Source organism: Bacillus cereus group sp. RP32, from assembly GCF_040459735.1.
GTDB classification, from domain to species: domain Bacteria; phylum Bacillota; class Bacilli; order Bacillales; family Bacillaceae_G; genus Bacillus_A; species Bacillus_A wiedmannii.
This window is the reverse complement of record NZ_JARVHO010000001.1, coordinates 2,445,137-2,462,886: the sequence shown is the minus strand read 5'-3', so window position 1 is coordinate 2,462,886 and position 17,750 is coordinate 2,445,137. Positions and strand designations below refer to the sequence as shown.

Here is a 17,750-nt window from a genome sequence, read left to right as displayed (position 1 = left end):
TTCATACACCCTTTCTTTTTAAAATGAAACTATAACTAAAAACGAGTAAAGCACAAATTGCTATTGAAACTTCTGACATAATGATTCCGCTTTTCCCTTTTACATATAGCAATATAATGCCCGCTAATGTATTTGCAGTCCCATGGATGAGAATTGCATATACAACATAACGAAATTTCTTTTGGACGACAGCTTGCAATACAATGAAGGCAAGTCCAACATGTAATATCATCGCAAACATGCGCTCAATACCGCCGAAATAATAACTGTTACCATTTTGAATGACTGTTTGTGACAATAATAGGGATATTACCGGGATACCAACTATCAACATTGCCTCAATACCACCATGCCCTGCTCCAAATAAAAAACCAGACTGCCAATCTCGTTGCTTCATAAAATAACGCATTGCAATAAAACGAGCTATCTCTTCAAAAATACCAGCTGATAAACTAAGCAAAAGTACAAATAGGACAGGCTGCATAACAGAAAACATTTGAAAATCTATGCTATTTCCATTTACATAATTCAGTATTGGTATGCGAATCAATATTTGTGATACAACAAAAGCCAATACACCTAACATATATGGAATATAGCGTTTCTTCCAAACAGCATATAAAAGTGCTACAAGCGGTAAACCAAAGCTAATCATTGTTGTAAAAATAAGACCATTCATCTCGCTTCACCTCTTACTTAAAGTGTATATAAACGAGTGAAGGAAGTATGTAGTTCTTTCCTATTCGGTTTCATTTTCATCATAGATGGTCATTTCATCTCTTTTAATATGAATGTTTGCGTGAAATAAGGACTTACATAAGTTGTTTCTAACGTCGCGTTATTTGTTTTATTCATAATCCGTTTTAATGAGAATAGCCCGTATCCTCTCGCTCCTTCTTTACTTGAATGGTTTTTCTCATAAATTTTTTGCAAATCAATCGCTTCACTCTTTGAACTATTACGCACGATAAAATATTGTCGTGCGTCCATTTCAAAGAATGCGATTTGCAATATCTTTTCCTCACTATGCACCGCTTCTTCAATTGCATTGTCTACTAAAACTGAAATGATGCGAATAAATGAAATAATCGTCATCGAAACACTTTCAATGTCCTCCGGTATATCAAGCATTACTTTAATTTGTTGCTGCTGGGCAGTGCCAACTTTCGCCCTTAATACACTTCTCACTTCAGGAATATGTATGCGAGATAATTTCGCAATATCAAGTTCATGATCATTTATTGTTTTTAACGTAGGAGCTATAACGTCATAATACACTTGCTCAATTTCCTTCACATTTTTTGTACGTATGCCCTCTTCTAACGATAGTAATACATTCATATAATCATGACGGAAACTAGCAAGCTCATCGTGCATATCCTCTAATTTTTCTACATAATCTAATAACTCTTTATCTAAACGATTTTCGTGCTCTTCTCGTAACTTTTCTTTCGATAAGTGTGCGCTCATTAGCACAATGATTAGTAATAATAAAAATACAATAATCGCTGAAATATAACTTACTTCACTGTATTGTTGATTTAATTGTGCTAATAATGCAGAAGATGGCTGAGTTAAGATTAGTTCAATAATAAATCCGGCAATTAATAATATATAAGTTACATAGTAAAGCGGACTACCTACTATATATTGAGCAATTTTTTGGATTCTTTTGCGAGCTAATAGAATACCGATAAAAGTAAGTGTCGATACGATAAGATGAATAATGCTACCTGTCCATAAATATAAATTCAATGGCGTTAACATAAAGATTTTCATTCCTAAATCGAAAAGCAACATTTTCACTAACGTTATAATCACCATGCTCACTAGTGCAAAATATACATTATGCTTCAATTTCAATTCATTTTGCATTAGTCCTAAACTTATTAGAAACAACACAATGGTACTATTCAATTCTGGATATCTCGTTACTGTTACGACAATAGCAAGTAAAATAATAAATACCGAACTTAAAGCTATTAACATTCTATATGACAACCTATTGTACCGGATTAATTGAATGTATAAAAACGTATGGCTCATACTAGTAAGCAGTATTGCAAATAAATCATAAATATACATTACATCTCACCCTTTAACATATTACGTATTTTACTCACTAAACGCCGTGATACTGGAATGCGTTTCCCACTTTTTAAAACTATCATTTTCTGCTTCGCATCATAAGAAGACATTTGCTTCGTATTCACGATATATGATTGATGACAACGAAATAAACGTTCATCTATTATTTCAATTTCTTTTAAAGTCCCGTAAAAAGAAACGATTCGATCTAACGTCACTAATGCTAAACGGTGCGGTTCATCAGTCATAACATATTCAACTTCATGAAACGGAACCCGTACAGTCGCATTACTATTTTCAACGATAAAGTCATCTGACGGAATAATTTGCTTATTACGCGCTTCATACTGTAGTAAACATTGTTCAAAAATGTTACGCCTCTCCTCGTATGGCACCCCTTTATCAATAAAAGTTAAAGCTGATACCATATATTGATATGAAATAGGTGCAAATTCAGAATGCGTCGTTACAAACACAATAATTCCTTGTGTATCATACTTTCGTATCTCTTGTGCCACTTGTAACCCTTTACGCTCTTCTCTTTTTATCTCTATATCTAAAAAATAGATTGGGATATACTTTGCCTTAGGAATGTTCGTAATAATGTTTTCACTTTTACTAGTTACCTCTATAAAATCAAAAGGCAACCTATACTCCTCACAAATCTCTTCAACTAGCCGCTTCATTTGCTGTGCTTGTATGACATCATCTTCTAAAATGAAAATACTCATGTGATCACTCGCTTTATTGAAATCTTTTCATCTATAGATTTATCTATAACTATCTAATTCAAATCGTTATACCAATCTCCTCCTAATTACTAGAAAGTATTAATTTTCTATAGTTTTTATAAAGCATAGAAAATAACCTCTACTTTCAAGCAAAAAGTAAAGGTTTTATTTGAATTATTTATAAAATAACCTCTCTATCAATCACTACGTTAAAAAATTCCGAGTAATGCGATAAAGAATAATTCGCTACATCACAGTTCCCTTGAAACATACATGTTGAAATACCTAATTCTTTTGCAGGTAATAAATCTAATTCTCTATCACCAATAGCTAAATCAATATTGTGCTTTTTATGCAAATGATCATAAGATAAAGCGTTCGGTTTTCGGGGGAAACCATCGTCAATTGTAAACATGTCTACGAAGTATTTGTTCCAGCCGTAATGATTTAATATAGATAATACCCCCGCTCTATCTTTATGAGTCATAATGACATTTTTATCGGCAAACTTTAATACCTCTTCCACTTTTTCAAATGGTTTTATATCTTCTATCATAATGCGACTCTCTAATACATCAATTTCACTTAATTGTTTTTTAGATATTTTATAATAATCAATTGCGTGAGAAAATGAAACCTTTAACTTTGTATAGATTTCCTCTTCACTTATTTCCTTCCCTAAAACTTGAGAAAGAATTTTTGTATAAACTGGATACGTATCAAATAACGTCCCATCAAAATCCCATAAAATATTCATTCTGTTCTCCTTCTATTTTCCAATCATTGTATGACTAAATCCGCCCGATCCTTCGGCAATTCCGTTTCTAAGTAAAAACCCTCTGCTTTCCAATACCTATTCTCAAACTTTGAAAGGTCCTTCTGCGTTTCCGGACTCTCCCGAAGAAAACGTGTCTCTCTTGGACAATCTAAATACACCATATAATGAAAGAAATCTCTCCACTCTTTTCGCTGTAGAAAAACACCTTCAATTACAATTACACCTACTATGGGTATCTGTACTTTTTTCATCTCACTTGAGTCTGTCTCATTATTATAGAATGGTAATTTCAGTTTTGTTTCATTTTGTAACTTCTGAAAAAACTTCTGCCGAAGCGACTCAATATCCCATTGCAAATAATAATACTCATACCATTCTTCATAGCCAGTATGATATCGTTTATTACGCTCTACTATATGATCATCAATATGAAAAATATGAAACGGGATGCTTTCTTGTTTCATATTTTCCTTTAAGTTTGTTACAAATGTTGTCTTTCCCGATCGACTTAAACCATCTATACCTAAAATGAATCTATTTTCTTTATGCTTCTTCATAATATTTATAAGCTCGTTTGTATTCATTACTTCTTCCACTCTTCTTTTAATAACGAGTATAAAATTGTATCATGAGCAACTCCATTTTGAATCATATGTTTTCGAAGTAATCCTTCTTCTTGAAACCCTGCTTTACTTAATAATTTTTGAGAAGCTTTATTTTCTACATATACAACAGCTGCAATTCTTATAAGTTGTAACGTTTCAAACCCATAACCTAAAATCGCCTGTAACGCTTCCGTTGCATACCCTTGTCCCCAATATGTATCATCTAATTCATAACCGATTTCAGCTCGCTTATGATGCTTGTTTATTAAATGAAATCCGCACGTTCCGATTAATTGGCCCGTCCCTTTTTTCTCTATTCCCCAGCGAAATACACTTCCCTCCTCATTACGGTTTTTAAACGTTTGAATAGTCGTTTTCGCTTGCTCAATATTTTCGAAAGAATCCATTCCGAAATAACGTATAACAGATTCTTTTGAAAAATAATGGAACATCGTTTCTGCATCTAACAGTGTTAGTTCTCTTAATTGTAAACGTTCTGTTTCTAGTTTCGGAAACCCCATCACTTTTTCTCCTTCTATTCTAATGAACTGCAAATTTCAATATAATTCCCATCTGGATCGGCAATGTATGCAATTGTTTGTCCCCACGGTTTCACAATTGGTTCAACTAAGATTTTAATACCTTGCTCTCTAAATTGTTCGATTGTTTCTTGTACATGATCAACAACGAATCCCAATTCAAAATGAGAAGATTGTAACTCGCCTTCTGTAAGTGGTAGTCCTGTTAATTCTTTCACATCTTGCCTCGTGTTCATCGCTAAAATTGTAGAACCAGTATTAAACTCAATATATGTACCATGCTCTGCTTTTATAGGTAACTGTAAAATATCTTTATAAAATCTTAAACATTCTTCAAGCTTTTCTACATATAAAATGATGTACTTCATTTTTAAATTCATTTTACATCCTCCTTTATATCCATCCCTAAAATTTCGACAAATGTCTCATAAAAACCTTGTTTCGTATAGCAACGAGCACAAAAAAATGAGGCCGATTTCTCGGCCCCCCAGCTTATTGGCATAAAACAGGAGATTTGGTTTGGACATAACCAGTTCGTACTTTTATTATATTTTATTTTTTCTGAATTTTGAATACTTTAAATACCCATTTATATTGAGAAAGTTTTTTTGCTTGCATAAAATTAATGAGTTTAAGAAATGCTACAAATGGAGGTGTATACATATGGAACCAATGCTATGTCCAAGCTGTAAAACGAACCGTACTCGCTTTAATATTATTGAGCAACAAGTAAAACCAGTCAAGTTAAATCCACAAACTGGTCAAGTAGAAGAAGAATACACAAATGAAACGATGAATGCTTTTCATATGTCCTATCAAGGACCAACATACAGAGTCCAATGTGCTGTATGCGGACTTGTTGAAAACCCAGAACAATTTATTAAACCTGCGCAAAATCAGTCTTTCTAATAAAAAAGTTGCTTGTGTTTCAAGCAACTTTTTTAATCTCATTCTACATTTACTTTAGACTCTCTGTAATATTACTTTTCCTTTCAATATAAATAAGCGGACAAGTACAAGTAAATCTATAAGCATATGTATAATTATAGACGGATAAATTGATCCAGTTGCAACATATACTCTTCCTAACATGAAACCTAAAATCGTTGTCCCCACTATACCTTTCCAACCTTGATAAAAATGCGCTAAACCAAAAATGATTGACGAGATAACTAGCACCCATATTATCGATAGCGCTGGGAATATCTGTGATAAGTAATTCATCATGAAAGAACGAAATAATAGCTCTTCTGTTACACCTGCTGTAATGCAAATAAAAATCCATAGTATTGTTTCTCGATAATTATTAGGGAGCATTTCTGAAGCATCACTCATTTGTCTTTCTGTATACCTTTGAAAAAGTTTATTTTTCTTTAAAATAATCAACGGCACTATTAACCCAATACATACACCTATCCACAATGATATATTCATATTTTCAAAATACTTACTCACCATATAATTAGCAGATGGTAGTTTAAGTCCATACTCCTCAAATGGAATATTGATTGAGTATGATGTTATTAACATAATGATGGTTAATATCCACAGTAAACTCATTGTTCTTATATAAAAGGAAACTCTAGCATTTTTATTTATTTGTATATCTTCTTTCAACCTACTGTACAGCCACTTACCAAGAACCCCTTCACCTAAGATTAAATATATAAATAACATAGTCAAAATAATCATGTTAATACCCCTTTCTATATTTTTAAAGGATTTCTTTTTTTAACTTTTTTATCTTCCAAAATAACATCACAAATATATACAAATACATACAACCTAAAAATCCAATTAAACCTTTTATCAAAATTGGAATCCTAACTTCCGAAGAACTTAAGAAAGTAGGAATCATACATATCATTGCAAATGAAAAAACAAATACAAGAAATTTAAATAAGTCTTTAAACTTTTCGATTTTTGTCTCTTTTTCCGAATATATATCTGGCAACTCATTATCATCAGCTACGTCCTTGCAAAAGTAGTGCCATTTAGTGAAACTTGTTACATGTTTCCAACCACACATTTCATATAATTCAATATATTCTTTTTGTTTTTCCTTTGAATCTCTATAATCCATTCTGAAATCGGCTTTATAGATTATATCTTTCGGCTCAGTTTTCTTAAACGTATACATCATATTATAATTTTGTAGCGCCCATCCTTTTTGATGCATTCTCCGTAAAAAAGCTTCTTCTTTTTCTAAACTCCATGCCGCGAAAAATTTCAATACCTTCTTTGTCTTCATCTTCTATTCACTCCCCTAATATACTGTTTCCATTTCTTACCGACCTCTGCAACCTGTTATACTCTAGCTCTAACACTTCTCTACCAATTGGTGTTAACTCATAACACTTCTTTCTATCTGTAGAGGCGACTTCAACTATTAACTTCTCTTTTAGTAACTTCGTCGTATTCCCATATAAAGTACCAGGACCGAGCTTTACTTCTCCATTTGTCATCTCTTCTACCATTTGCATAATTCCGTAACCATGCATCGGCTTCACAAGTGACAACAATATGTAATATGTCGCCTCTGTTAACGGAATATATTTTTTCGCTTTCGCATTCATTATAACTACCTCCGATACATCGTTACCTGATATATCGACTCACGATACATCGTATATCGATATTTTATAATCATATTCCAAAATATGCAAGGTGATTTAATAACTTAATATCTATTTCTTTAAATTAAAAAATAATATCAATTTTCTGAATAATTTGTTAAAATATAGAAATATCCGTTTATATTTTGAAAGGAATGATACATATGATAAATAAATTGAAAGAAAACATAGGATCCGTTTTTGTCGGTAAAGAAAATGTTATTGATCTATTACTCGTTTCATTGCTTGCTGATGGACATGTACTGCTTGAGGATGTGCCTGGTACGGGGAAAACGTTACTTGCAAAAACTCTTTCTAAAAGTATTGGTGGTAATTTTTCTCGCGTTCAATTTACCCCTGATGTACTTCCGAGTGATGTAACAGGTATTGAATATTTCAATCCGAAAACGAGTGAATTCGAGTTAAGACTTGGGCCAGTCATGACCAATATTTTGCTTGCCGATGAAATTAATCGCGCTATGCCTAGAACACAGTCTAGTTTATTAGAATCGATGGAAGAACGACAAGTAACGCTTGAAAAGCAATCTACTCCTCTTCCGAAACCGTTCTTTGTTATTGCAACGCAAAATCCAATTGAATCACAAGGAACGTTCCCTCTACCAGATGCACAGCTTGATCGTTTTTTAATGACAATTTCAATTGGGTATCCGTCTCCAGAGGATGAACTACAAATGATGCGACGTTTTCGTAACGATGTACCACTAGAAAGTGTCACATCTGTTATTTCTTTAGATGATATTTTAGAAGCACAGAAACGAGTAAAAGAAATTTTCGTATCAGAACCGTTAGAACATTACATTATTAAACTTGCTCACGCTACAAGAAATCATGATTACATCGCCAATGGTGTAAGCCCGCGTGCCACATTAGCTTTAGTACGCGCAGTTCAAGCACTAGCCTTTTTACGCGACAGAGAATATTGCACGCCAGAAGATATACAATTTTTAGTTCCTTCTGTTTGGAATCACCGTATCGTCTTATCAATGGAAGGTGCATTACGTACGACAAAAAATGAAATTATGCAAAGGATTTTAAAAGAGGTTGACGTACCAGTGGAGATTGAACAAACATGAATGGACAGCGCGTTGTAACTGTACCTTTATTTTTCCAACTCCATATTATTCAACTAACTGTCCCAGGCGCTATACTATTTACATTTTTTATGCCACAACGAATCATTATGTTTCTCTTTTTCTTCTATTATTTATTTGCGATTTTCATTTATAAATATGTCGCTTACATAGAGAAAACATTTGAAGTCGTAAATGAGAAACAAACTACTCGGCTTTTTCCTAATGAATCTGGGCAGTTTTTTATTCATTTAAAAAATGGAGCAAATATACCACTCGTTAACGGTGTTTGTTATTTTCATTTAAATCCGTCACTACTACCACAAAATGATCAAGGAATTGAACAAATATCAAAAACACTATTCTCTTTCCCGTTTTCACAACCTGCTCATTCGGCGCAAAAGCGGGATTTAACATTAACCGCAACGAAACGTGGTGTGTTTCAAATTGAACAGTTCGAATGTGTCTTGAAAGATCCTTTTCATCTTTTAACTGTGCATTTGCCCATTTTTGATAAATTAAGGACTGAAATTATTGTGTACCCTTCTCCTAAAGAAGTAGCAGGCCTACAAGAACTACAGCAACTTTTAAACGGATCTTATCGAACGAATTTTTCTTTTTACAATGATGAAACATCTATTATTGGAGTTAAACGATATGAACGTGAGTCTTTCCGTTCTATTCATTGGAAAGCATCTGCTAAAATGCAATCATTACAGGCGAAGCAATATGAGCCTGTAAAAAATTATAGTTGGACGATTTGTCTTTCATTAGCTGCTGATCGCGGGTTTGGTTGGAAAGATAATATAGAAGACCTTATTTCATTTGCAACATACATTTGTCAATACGCAACGAAGCATCAAATACCGTTTGAACTATTTATTAGTGTATTAGCTGAAGGTGGTCCTCTGCACTTACCATTAAACGAAGGGCAAACCCATTACGGAATATCTTTAGAGGAATTAGCGCGTATTTCAGATGATAGTACGTTACTTCCGAAACAAGGATTTCTTCATTATGTAACGAGAAAAAGAGAACGATCGTCTACAATGATATACATTGGTTTACAGAGAAATGAACTCCCTCTTCTCTCTCAGCCTACGTTTCTTATTAATAACGAAGGGATGGTGGAAAAGCTTGAAAACTTGGCTTTATCACGTTAATGACTTTATTCTGCTGCTCCTTTCGTTATTAACGGAAAGAGATGAACTCATCGGTATTGCTATATTTTTAGCAACAGGCTATATGGGAGTATTTCTTATCCATAAACTAATGAAGAAAAAAACAACAGGTTTTGTCATACTGTTACTTACTCAAATAATCGGTTGTTCTCTCTTTCTCTCTTTCTCTCTATTTGGCACAATAATGTTACCACTTTTCTTCTTTATCGTACATGTAGTCGGACCAGGATATCCAGTTCAAAAATCATTAAGCGTTATTGTTTGGTTTGGTGTTTCAGCTATATTTTATGCGCCCTTTCCACCTTTGTGGAAACTGTTGCTGTTAGTAATACACATTATGATTACATTTTGGTTAACTGGGGCTAATCGTAATCAGCAGTTATTACGTTTCGCTTCTCTTATTACGATTGGAATAATTAGTGCTTTCCTCATTCCTATTTCCCCATACATTCGGCTTCTTTTTTCTTATGCCGTACAAGTAGTTGCTTTAGGATTTGGATACGCCATTAATCCGTTATTTTCGGCAGCTGAATCAAAAGAAACAGACGATTTTTGGTCGAATAAAGGGAATTTAAAGGATCCTCAAATTAAGGATGACTTTGGACAGCGTGCTTTTGATCCAACACTCATAAATAGCATTACAATAATAGTATGTACAACCATTGCTATTTACGTCGTTTGGAAAATAATAAAAAAACGAAAATATTTAAGTTTACCAAATATGCCTGCCTTCGAATCTACTATTATCACTGACAAAGAAGGAATGAGTTTAAAACATTTTAAACGAAACAAACCACCACATAACGAAATTCGAAAAGAAATTTTTAAGCTGGAGAGTAAATTAACTCCTCCTTTAAACAGAAAACGAGGAGAAACTGTTGAAGCATGGTTAGAAAGAATAAATAGTGAAGAAGATGTAAATATTGAGAGTCATATTATTGTAAATGCTTATAATACAGTGCGTTATTCAAATGAGGAAAACACTGTACTTTTACGTGAATTTAAGGAAGAGATTCATAAACTTTACTTGTATCAGAAGAGTTTGAAGAAAAGAAAGAGATAACATAACAAAAAAGACTCCTATTTTCATAGGAGTCTTTTTATACTTCTACATTACTTTTTAAATTGAAGCGTTTTTCCCTGCTTCAATTTCTAACGACTCTTCATGCCACCAAAGTGTTTCTTCAGGGTCTTCTTTAGCGATTAGGTGTGCTTCCTTTTTCGTTTCAACTGTAGGATATGAACCTTTAAGCGCACGTCCTGAAGTTGTAACGAATAATACACTAAATACGACTAATCCAATAATACTTACACCTGCTAAATAAAATGCCGGTGCAAGCGGGTTACCGGTTGCATGAACTAAGTATGAACATACGAGCGGTGTTGTTCCACCGAATATAGATACAGAAATATTAAATGAGATCGAAAGTGCTCGATAACGTACATCGGTGAAAAATAGTGATGGTAATAATGAAGGTAATGTTCCCTCATACACACTTAGGAAGAATCCTAATACGAAAATACCTGCAAATATAGCAGCAATATGTCCGTTACCTATTAGTAAAAATGCTGGAATTGCAAATACTGTTAAACCAAGTAAACCAATTTGCACAACACGTTTATTACCAATTTTATCACTTAATTTACCGAAATAAAGTGCCAGTGGAATCATAAGTGCCATCGTAATAGAAATAATTAATAAGCCAGTTGTTTCTTTGACTTTTAATACTTGAGTTAGATAAGAAGGAATATACGAAAGAATCATATAGTTTGTAATGTTAAAGAAGGCAACAATTACTGTGCTTAATAAGAAGTCTTTTTTGTGATATTTTAATATATCCATAAATGAAAATTGTTCGTTGTCTTCAGATTCCCCTTGTGCTTTTTCCATCTCTTCAAAGATGGGAGATTCATCTAAATGACGGCGTAAATATAAACCGACCAAACCAATTGGTGCAGCTACTAAGAAAGGAATACGCCAGCCCCAGCTGAGCATTTGCTCATCTGTTAACAATAACGTCAAAATGGTAACAATTACCGATGCAGCAATGTAACCTGAGAGTGTTCCAATTTCAAGACCACTACCGAGTATACCACGCTTTTTATCTGGAGAAGATTCTGCGATATAAACCATTGCTCCTGAATATTCGCCGCCTGTAGAGAAGCCTTGAATCATTCGAGCAACTAAAAGTAGTATTGGTGCCCATACACCAATTTGTTCATAGGTTGGTAGTAATGCGATGAATAATGTAGAAAGTGCCATTAAAATAATAGTAGTACTTAACACGATTTTTCGGCCGTACTTATCTCCTATTCTACCAAAGAATACACCTCCGATTGGTCGAACGAGAAAGGCTGCTGCAAATGTACCAAATGTAAGTACAAGTTGCAATCCACTATTATCAACACCTGAGAAGAATAATTGACTTAAAATAACCGCTAAATACGCGTATAATCCGAAGTCAAACCACTCCATTGCATTCCCTATACCAGTAGCAACTACTGCTTTCCTGGCTTGTTTAGGATTGACAATATTAACGTCTTGAGGTTCAAAATTTAAATCATTATTTTGTTGCATATAATAAATCAGCTCCTTTTTTAATTTAACTTCTTTAAGCACACCTTCTCTTATTGAATAAAATTAATTCGAAGCACTTAAGGAAAATCAACGTCTCCTTGTCTGTTATTATTATTTCACATAATTAATTATTTGTCCAATTAAATGCTCTTTTTGTATAAATTTACACCCTATTTAACTTTTTATAAAATGAAGTTTAGGCTATATAATATATACCTTTACACTACAAATGAACCTTTCATTTATTTATATTTATAACGTTTCTATAATTGCTTCCTCTAACTTAGAAACCAGTAACTTTTACTAAAGATTTGCATATATTTAAAAAGTGAACTCATTAGCTCGAATTCTGTTTTATTACATTCAACTATAATATTATTATAGTTTTAAAGGAGGCTATTTTATGTTGGAAATAATACTTTCACTTACTACTGTTTCTTTTCTCTTAATTATTTCTGGATTTTTCATTACCTTAAAACAATATAAAGAAATTAAAAATATAAAGACTATATTAACTATAAAAAAAGAAAATGAGAAAATTCCATCCGAAAACTCCATCCCTCTGCAATTAGACCTTAGCGTTCTCAATAATTTACTCGCTTCTGGAATAAATAAAGGTTCTAAAACAAGTAAAGAAAATTGTGAGTCTGATAAAACTAAATGATTGTTATGCTTATAACAAGAAGAAAATATATCTCCTCTTTTATCTAATCTTATTAACAACTACCTCTGATTAAAAAGGAGACCGCTTATGTGTAAAAATTCAATTTCTATTATTATCCCCATACAACATAAAATAAAAAATTTACCTGGAATTTTGGAAGCATGTGAACAACTACAGCCTTTAGAAATTATCCTTACTATTAACGGATATATCCAGAATTCAATTGAGAGTGCAGATTCCTACAATTGTGAAATTATTACACTAGAAGAACCGATAGAACCTACTAATTGTTATGTAATTGGCGCAAAAAAAGCAAAGGGGCAGTACCTCTTATTTTTAGATGAAAATTACATGGTTCCCCCCTCCTTACTTATACAATTTCTTCAACCATTACTAAATGGATCTGCTGACGTCGTATTAAATAATTTAGATGATTTTTTTTATCAAAAACAACAGCCCAATTTAGCAATAATTTGGCAGCAAGTTACGAATCATTTTTTTCATCGTCCAGATTTACATGTTAACTCCTTATTATTTCCTCCCTATGCAATGACAAAAGAATTGCTTGAGGTAATTACTCCAGATAGTTTATCAAATCCAATATTGGCACAAATGAAAATTATTGAACATAAATTTCGGATTTGCGATCAATTAAACATTTCTATCCCTCAAGTTCCCTCTTTTCCTTCAACTCAACTCATTCATTATCATCTTGAAGCCATTGCAAATTGGATAAGTAAAATGCAAGATCCAAGAGGAAACTATACCGATAATAATCGAAAGCGGGATATTATTTTAGGGCTTCAAAACGGAGAACAAAAATCCATTCCAAAAATAATTACAGGTAAAGAGTTTTATTCGAATACTTATGGAGATAAACAATTATCAGTTATCATCCCTGTTCAAAATGAAGAAAAAACGATAGAATCTGTCATTTTTGAGGTGCAGAAATTAAAACCTTTTGAAATTATCGTTATTGTTAATGGATCAACAGATAAAACAGAGGAATTGGCAAAGGAGTGCGGTGCAACAGTTATTAGTTACGAAGAAGCACTTGGAAATGATACGGGACGTGCAGTTGGTGCCTATTTTGCAAAAGGCGATATATTATTATTTACAGATGGAGATTTCTTAATTTCTAGTTATGATTTATTACCATTTGTACAATCTATTCAAAATGGCACGGACTTAGCTTTAAATAAACTAGAGTACTACTATATGTATCGTCTACCGTATTCTATCGTCACCGCATGTAAATATGCTATTAACTTAGCATGTAATCGGAAAGATTTAGGTATGGGATCCACAATTGCTGTCCCTCATGCTTTTAGTCGAAAATGCATTCATACAATTGGGTTTGATTCCCTTCTTTCACCAACCTTAAGTCAAGTTAAAACAATTTTAGCAGGCTTTCATGTGCAAAATGTCCATTCTGTCGACGTTGATAAATTGAATCGTGTTCGACCTGAAAAACACTTCTCTGAGGAAGGTTCCCTTTCATTAGCAACACAACAAATCATTGGTGATCATATAGAAGCAATTTCTTACCTGATCGAACAAAAAATGAGGTGAAAAGTGCTTTTAATTATACATCCTATCTATCTAATAATATATTATTAGATTTCAAATATATGACAGCATAAAAAAGATGGTTTGTAACCATCTTTTTTATCTTTACATCAGTTCAAAAGAAAAGTAGAAGGCAGGCTTTTTATTTCTGTATTTTCAATTTAAGAAGTTTGAAAAGAGAGGCTTGTTAATGAAGATTCAACACTTAAATCATCATTTAGTGTAATTGAGAAACATGCAACTAATGGTAAAGTAATAACAATTGATCCACTAGGATTAATTATAATTGTAGGACTTGTCCCACATTCGCCCCCACAATCTACTACTGCATCAATTCCACTACCAGGGGTAATTGTAATTTTAAGACATACATCTAAACAAACATTATTCGTAATACATGCCATAACTCTCCCTCCTTTCTTTTAACAATATATGCAGTTAATCAAATTCGGACACGACTCTCGTACTAAATTTTATAAATTAGATGCTATTTTACTATTCGTTTAATAGGAAATTAACGTTTGATTAAACTATCTAAATCAACTAAGAAACTCAAATCATCTTTTACTGAAATAGAAATACATGCGGTAAATGGTATTGCATTAAAATTAGATGAACATTCATCATTGCACCTTACGAATATTTCTGCGCCACCATTTGGATTGACTTTAGTTTCTAAACAAATATTAAAACAACTTTTATTGATGCAAGACAAAGTATTTCCTCCTTTCTTGTATCTAATATTAATTTATATAAAAATAAAAATATCGTTACTGCTTTATTTACTCTTTACTTTATATACTTAAAATAAATTGAAATAAAAAAAGTAAAAACCTCTTCATGTATTTGAAGAAGTTTTTACTTTTCAATTACCTTTTCACTTACACCTGAACCAAAAGAGTAATTTTTTTAATTTTATTTTCATTCTAATACTCAACTCATACTCTATCCGTTACTATTCCACGCTTATTAGTAAAGTAGCTTCCAAATTAAAATAAGTCTTTAAAATCCCTACGCTTTAATAAATAGGAAAGTCCTTCTAAATGATCGCCGGTAATTCTCAATACAGCTGGTGGATGTCCTACTGTTGCAAAGTGTTCATTTGGACGAATACGATTTGGTTTCATTACATCTACAAAATGAACGCATTCGACTTTATATCCTTCTAATATTGCCTTTACTTGCGCAACACACGATGTATGAAGAGTATCCCAGCCGATTCCCTCTAAACATTTTCTACTAATAGCATGGGGAACAGCAATTGTAGATCCCACTCCTAAATCTTTACGGTTACAAGCAATATTCAACATATATTTATATAAATTTACAATATATAGAGGAAATCTAAGATTTAAATTTAAATCGTTTAAAGCAATATCAACACCATCCGTAACAGCCTGTGTTAACGGATGAAGATCTTTTGCTGGAATAGCAAAATCAGCATCAATAAAGAGAAGTATATCCCCTGTGGCTTCTTGTGCACCAATTGCCCGTCCTACATCATGCCCTAATGTTTCTCGATAAACAATTACCGTTGCCCCTAATTGCTTAGCGATTACTTCTGTCTGATCTGTTGACCCATTAATTACAACAATTATTTCTTTCGGTTCAATTTTTCTTGCCTCAAGAATAACTTCTTTAATCGTCGCTTCTTCATTTTGTGCTGGTATAATAATTGATAACTGTTTCCCATTATAAATCGATGAATTCATACCCCATCCTTTATGAAAACTTGAATAATTCTTTTGTTTGTTTAGTTGCTCTATAATTTCTCTTTTTCTTCTTCCATCTGTATAGTTACCTCTAGCATTTTTTCGTTGTAACCAACTTTCCAAAGCTTTTATGTTCTCTTTAATCTCACATACTTCTAATTTAGTTAATTGATTTTTATAGAAAGAGGTTTTTTTTGCGGTTATATTATTCAAAGAGGTGTTAGTGATGGCTGGCGAGGATTGTAGTCGCCACCCTTTCTCAATAAGGGTGATTTGGGAAAGAACTGGATTTTGCAAGGTGTCATACCCAATGTCTTCAATTGCTTTTTTAGTAATAGCATATGGCATAGATAACATCGAATCATATTTTAAATCCATACGCCCCAATACATCATTTACTATTTTTCTATACACCATAGCAATACTTGGCCATTCTACTCTCATCTTTTCAAAACATACGGAGTCTATGTTATTCAAGATTACATCCTGTTCCTTTTTCAGTAGTGGTTCTATAAATCGTTCTAATTCTACCGAAAAAATAACATCTTCTCCATTTAAAAATAAAATTACATCTCCATTAGCGATTTTCGCCCCATGAACTGGTGCTTTCCATTTATTTTTCTCTTCAATAACAACAACGTTACTCTCAACAAATGTAGGTATGGATTGTATCGCACTCATTCTATCATCAGCTACAATGATAATTTCTAATGGTTTTATATGGTGCACTTTGTTTAAAATTTGATTCAATTTCGATTTTTCTTCTCCTAAAACTATAACGACTGACAGTGTCACTTCTTTTTGTTCTTTTTTTACAGTCTGATTAGGCTTTACTTTTTTTATATATTCAATTGTTTCACTCTTACCTACAGCTGCATGCCCTGCTTTTTTATCGAAATATAAGTCTATTACAATTTGATTTACTTCTGTATCTTTATCCAGTTGTTCTAATTCAGAAATGAATGGTATTAAATGATTTTGCACATCAAATTCACACGCGAAATTTTGCAAAAAATAAATATTCGGTACATATTTAATGTGATTAAAAAATTTCACAACATTAATTCTTTCGCCAAATTTCTCCTCAACTTCTTCTCTTGATAAACCTGGATAAGACAAATCGAAAACTAGATTTATTGGTACAGGTATCCATTTTAATAAATTTGTTTGAGGATTATTAATTAAAACTGTGGAGCCCTTAACGAATCCAGCTAAAATTAAAGACATAAACCCTCCCCCGGAACTGCCATAAAACAACACATTTTTCGAATCAATTTTTAACTTTGTAAATAATATTTCTAAAATATTTGCTATATCTTGTAAGTAAAATCTATCTACCTCCCCTTGTCCCCAACCTAAAGATAATTTTCCAAGATATAATGTAGGATCATTATAATATATAACAGTATCTTCAAATTCTTCCATCCAAGAATGTCTATGAAAAATAGGTGGACCAATTGGCTGTTCTTGAAATCCACCTGCTCCGGATCCAAAAACAATAGTGTTAGAAGCACCCGGCTTAATACGAATTAAAAATTCATACGTTACTTTATCCCAATCAACCTTGAGTATAAATGGTTCCGTAGTTTGAAAATCCAT

General features: G+C 32.7%; 20 protein-coding genes. 6 read left to right on the top strand and 14 right to left on the bottom strand.

Going from position 1 to position 17,750, the window contains the following annotated elements; translation table 11 throughout:
• Position 1: 1 nt before the first annotated feature.
• The 7 genes from QCI46_RS12695 to QCI46_RS12665 all read right to left on the bottom strand — a co-directional run bounded on the left by QCI46_RS12695 (position 2) and on the right by QCI46_RS12665 (position 5,121).
• Positions 2-679 carry a YhfC family glutamic-type intramembrane protease gene (locus QCI46_RS12695; RefSeq protein ID WP_327959977.1) on the bottom strand — a complete coding sequence of 226 codons (678 nt, stop codon included), beginning with the start codon at positions 677-679 and terminating at the stop codon, positions 2-4.
• Between the two features lie 89 nt (positions 680-768).
• Entirely contained in the window at positions 769-2,085 is a 1,317-nt protein-coding gene (locus tag QCI46_RS12690; protein ID WP_353840423.1) for a GHKL domain-containing protein, read from the bottom strand.
• Positions 2,085-2,819, bottom strand: coding sequence for a LytR/AlgR family response regulator transcription factor (locus QCI46_RS12685; protein ID WP_353840422.1), 735 nt, complete (start codon positions 2,817-2,819; stop codon positions 2,085-2,087). The genes QCI46_RS12690 and QCI46_RS12685 overlap by 1 nt, the downstream gene beginning before the upstream one ends.
• A 178-nt stretch (positions 2,820-2,997) precedes the next feature.
• Positions 2,998-3,576: an HAD-IA family hydrolase gene (locus QCI46_RS12680; protein WP_353840421.1), complete on the bottom strand. Its 579-nt coding sequence runs from the start codon at positions 3,574-3,576 to the stop codon at positions 2,998-3,000.
• Between the two features lie 23 nt (positions 3,577-3,599).
• A complete protein-coding gene (locus QCI46_RS12675; RefSeq protein ID WP_327961490.1) occupies positions 3,600-4,181 on the bottom strand; it encodes a kinase in 582 nt (193 codons plus the stop codon).
• Positions 4,181-4,723, bottom strand: a complete 543-nt coding sequence (locus QCI46_RS12670) for a GNAT family N-acetyltransferase (protein WP_327961488.1) — start codon at positions 4,721-4,723, stop codon at positions 4,181-4,183. Before QCI46_RS12670 ends, QCI46_RS12675 begins: the two co-directional genes overlap by 1 nt.
• A gap of 14 nt (positions 4,724-4,737) precedes the next feature.
• Positions 4,738-5,121 (bottom strand): VOC family protein, encoded by a 384-nt coding sequence (locus tag QCI46_RS12665; RefSeq protein ID WP_001049874.1) that lies wholly within the window; start codon positions 5,119-5,121, stop codon positions 4,738-4,740.
• A gap of 283 nt (positions 5,122-5,404) precedes the next feature.
• Here QCI46_RS12665 and QCI46_RS12660 point away from each other — a divergent pair, with 283 nt between their 5' ends.
• Positions 5,405-5,650, top strand: a complete 246-nt coding sequence (locus QCI46_RS12660) for a DNA alkylation repair protein (protein WP_353840420.1) — start codon at positions 5,405-5,407, stop codon at positions 5,648-5,650.
• Positions 5,651-5,704: 54 nt separating this feature from the next.
• Here the strand turns inward: QCI46_RS12660 and QCI46_RS12655 are convergent, their stop codons facing one another.
• From QCI46_RS12655 to QCI46_RS12645, 3 genes are read right to left on the bottom strand one after another with little or no spacing between them, the layout of a single operon-like run.
• On the bottom strand, positions 5,705-6,433 hold the full coding sequence (locus QCI46_RS12655) for a CPBP family intramembrane glutamic endopeptidase (RefSeq protein ID WP_098150917.1): 729 nt from the start codon (positions 6,431-6,433) through the stop codon (positions 5,705-5,707).
• A gap of 22 nt (positions 6,434-6,455) precedes the next feature.
• Entirely contained in the window at positions 6,456-6,992 is a 537-nt protein-coding gene (locus QCI46_RS12650) for a DUF2812 domain-containing protein (protein ID WP_332297227.1), read from the bottom strand.
• Between the two features lie 7 nt (positions 6,993-6,999).
• Entirely contained in the window at positions 7,000-7,317 is a 318-nt protein-coding gene (locus QCI46_RS12645; RefSeq protein ID WP_098091342.1) for a PadR family transcriptional regulator, read from the bottom strand.
• A gap of 203 nt (positions 7,318-7,520) precedes the next feature.
• Here QCI46_RS12645 and QCI46_RS12640 point away from each other — a divergent pair, with 203 nt between their 5' ends.
• From QCI46_RS12640 to QCI46_RS12630, 3 genes are read left to right on the top strand one after another with little or no spacing between them, the layout of a single operon-like run.
• Positions 7,521-8,450 (top strand): AAA family ATPase, encoded by a 930-nt coding sequence (locus QCI46_RS12640; protein WP_353840419.1) that lies wholly within the window; start codon positions 7,521-7,523, stop codon positions 8,448-8,450.
• Positions 8,447-9,610, top strand: coding sequence for a DUF58 domain-containing protein (locus QCI46_RS12635; RefSeq protein ID WP_353840418.1), 1,164 nt, complete (start codon positions 8,447-8,449; stop codon positions 9,608-9,610). Before QCI46_RS12640 ends, QCI46_RS12635 begins: the two co-directional genes overlap by 4 nt.
• Positions 9,585-10,691 carry a DUF4018 domain-containing protein gene (locus QCI46_RS12630; protein WP_353840417.1) on the top strand — a complete coding sequence of 369 codons (1,107 nt, stop codon included), beginning with the start codon at positions 9,585-9,587 and terminating at the stop codon, positions 10,689-10,691. Before QCI46_RS12635 ends, QCI46_RS12630 begins: the two co-directional genes overlap by 26 nt.
• A 57-nt stretch (positions 10,692-10,748) precedes the next feature.
• Here QCI46_RS12630 and QCI46_RS12625 read toward each other — a convergent pair whose 3' ends face one another.
• Positions 10,749-12,206: an MFS transporter gene (locus tag QCI46_RS12625; protein ID WP_098115065.1), complete on the bottom strand. Its 1,458-nt coding sequence runs from the start codon at positions 12,204-12,206 to the stop codon at positions 10,749-10,751.
• A gap of 403 nt (positions 12,207-12,609) precedes the next feature.
• Between QCI46_RS12625 and QCI46_RS12620 the strand changes: the two genes are divergently transcribed.
• Together QCI46_RS12620 and QCI46_RS12615 are read left to right on the top strand one after the other, a co-directional pair.
• Complete coding sequence (locus QCI46_RS12620; protein ID WP_353840416.1) at positions 12,610-12,870, top strand: hypothetical protein; 261 nt, start codon at positions 12,610-12,612, stop codon at positions 12,868-12,870.
• A gap of 87 nt (positions 12,871-12,957) precedes the next feature.
• Positions 12,958-14,442 (top strand): glycosyltransferase, encoded by a 1,485-nt coding sequence (locus QCI46_RS12615; protein ID WP_353840415.1) that lies wholly within the window; start codon positions 12,958-12,960, stop codon positions 14,440-14,442.
• A 158-nt stretch (positions 14,443-14,600) separates the two neighbouring features.
• On the opposite strand, the gene QCI46_RS12610 is transcribed toward QCI46_RS12615, so the two are convergent.
• The 3 genes from QCI46_RS12610 to QCI46_RS12600 form a co-directional block, all read right to left on the bottom strand.
• On the bottom strand, positions 14,601-14,843 hold the full coding sequence (locus QCI46_RS12610; RefSeq protein ID WP_075307656.1) for a hypothetical protein: 243 nt from the start codon (positions 14,841-14,843) through the stop codon (positions 14,601-14,603).
• Between the two features lie 110 nt (positions 14,844-14,953).
• Positions 14,954-15,154: a hypothetical protein gene (locus QCI46_RS12605; protein WP_353840414.1), complete on the bottom strand. Its 201-nt coding sequence runs from the start codon at positions 15,152-15,154 to the stop codon at positions 14,954-14,956.
• Positions 15,155-15,428: 274 nt separating this feature from the next.
• Complete coding sequence (locus QCI46_RS12600; RefSeq protein WP_116892049.1) at positions 15,429-17,750, bottom strand: glycosyltransferase; 2,322 nt, start codon at positions 17,748-17,750, stop codon at positions 15,429-15,431.

What these genes read in the sequence shown, in the direction of transcription:
- QCI46_RS12695 (WP_327959977.1), bottom strand. Translation starts at nt 679, where the DNA reads ATGAATGGTCTTATTTTTACAACAATGATTAGCTTTGGTTTACCGCTT.
- QCI46_RS12690 (WP_353840423.1), bottom strand. Translation starts at nt 2,085, where the DNA reads ATGTATATTTATGATTTATTTGCAATACTGCTTACTAGTATGAGCCAT.
- QCI46_RS12685 (WP_353840422.1), bottom strand. Translation starts at nt 2,819, where the DNA reads ATGAGTATTTTCATTTTAGAAGATGATGTCATACAAGCACAGCAAATG.
- QCI46_RS12680 (WP_353840421.1), bottom strand. Translation starts at nt 3,576, where the DNA reads ATGAATATTTTATGGGATTTTGATGGGACGTTATTTGATACGTATCCA.
- QCI46_RS12675 (WP_327961490.1), bottom strand. Translation starts at nt 4,181, where the DNA reads ATGAATACAAACGAGCTTATAAATATTATGAAGAAGCATAAAGAAAAT.
- QCI46_RS12670 (WP_327961488.1), bottom strand. Translation starts at nt 4,723, where the DNA reads ATGGGGTTTCCGAAACTAGAAACAGAACGTTTACAATTAAGAGAACTA.
- QCI46_RS12665 (WP_001049874.1), bottom strand. Translation starts at nt 5,121, where the DNA reads ATGAATTTAAAAATGAAGTACATCATTTTATATGTAGAAAAGCTTGAA.
- QCI46_RS12660 (WP_353840420.1), top strand. Translation starts at nt 5,405, where the DNA reads ATGGAACCAATGCTATGTCCAAGCTGTAAAACGAACCGTACTCGCTTT.
- QCI46_RS12655 (WP_098150917.1), bottom strand. Translation starts at nt 6,433, where the DNA reads ATGATTATTTTGACTATGTTATTTATATATTTAATCTTAGGTGAAGGG.
- QCI46_RS12650 (WP_332297227.1), bottom strand. Translation starts at nt 6,992, where the DNA reads ATGAAGACAAAGAAGGTATTGAAATTTTTCGCGGCATGGAGTTTAGAA.
- QCI46_RS12645 (WP_098091342.1), bottom strand. Translation starts at nt 7,317, where the DNA reads ATGAATGCGAAAGCGAAAAAATATATTCCGTTAACAGAGGCGACATAT.
- QCI46_RS12640 (WP_353840419.1), top strand. Translation starts at nt 7,521, where the DNA reads ATGATAAATAAATTGAAAGAAAACATAGGATCCGTTTTTGTCGGTAAA.
- QCI46_RS12635 (WP_353840418.1), top strand. Translation starts at nt 8,447, where the DNA reads ATGAATGGACAGCGCGTTGTAACTGTACCTTTATTTTTCCAACTCCAT.
- QCI46_RS12625 (WP_098115065.1), bottom strand. Translation starts at nt 12,206, where the DNA reads ATGCAACAAAATAATGATTTAAATTTTGAACCTCAAGACGTTAATATT.
- QCI46_RS12620 (WP_353840416.1), top strand. Translation starts at nt 12,610, where the DNA reads ATGTTGGAAATAATACTTTCACTTACTACTGTTTCTTTTCTCTTAATT.
- QCI46_RS12615 (WP_353840415.1), top strand. Translation starts at nt 12,958, where the DNA reads ATGTGTAAAAATTCAATTTCTATTATTATCCCCATACAACATAAAATA.
- QCI46_RS12610 (WP_075307656.1), bottom strand. Translation starts at nt 14,843, where the DNA reads ATGGCATGTATTACGAATAATGTTTGTTTAGATGTATGTCTTAAAATT.
- QCI46_RS12600 (WP_116892049.1), bottom strand. Translation starts at nt 17,750, where the DNA reads ATGGATTTTCAAACTACGGAACCATTTATACTCAAGGTTGATTGGGAT.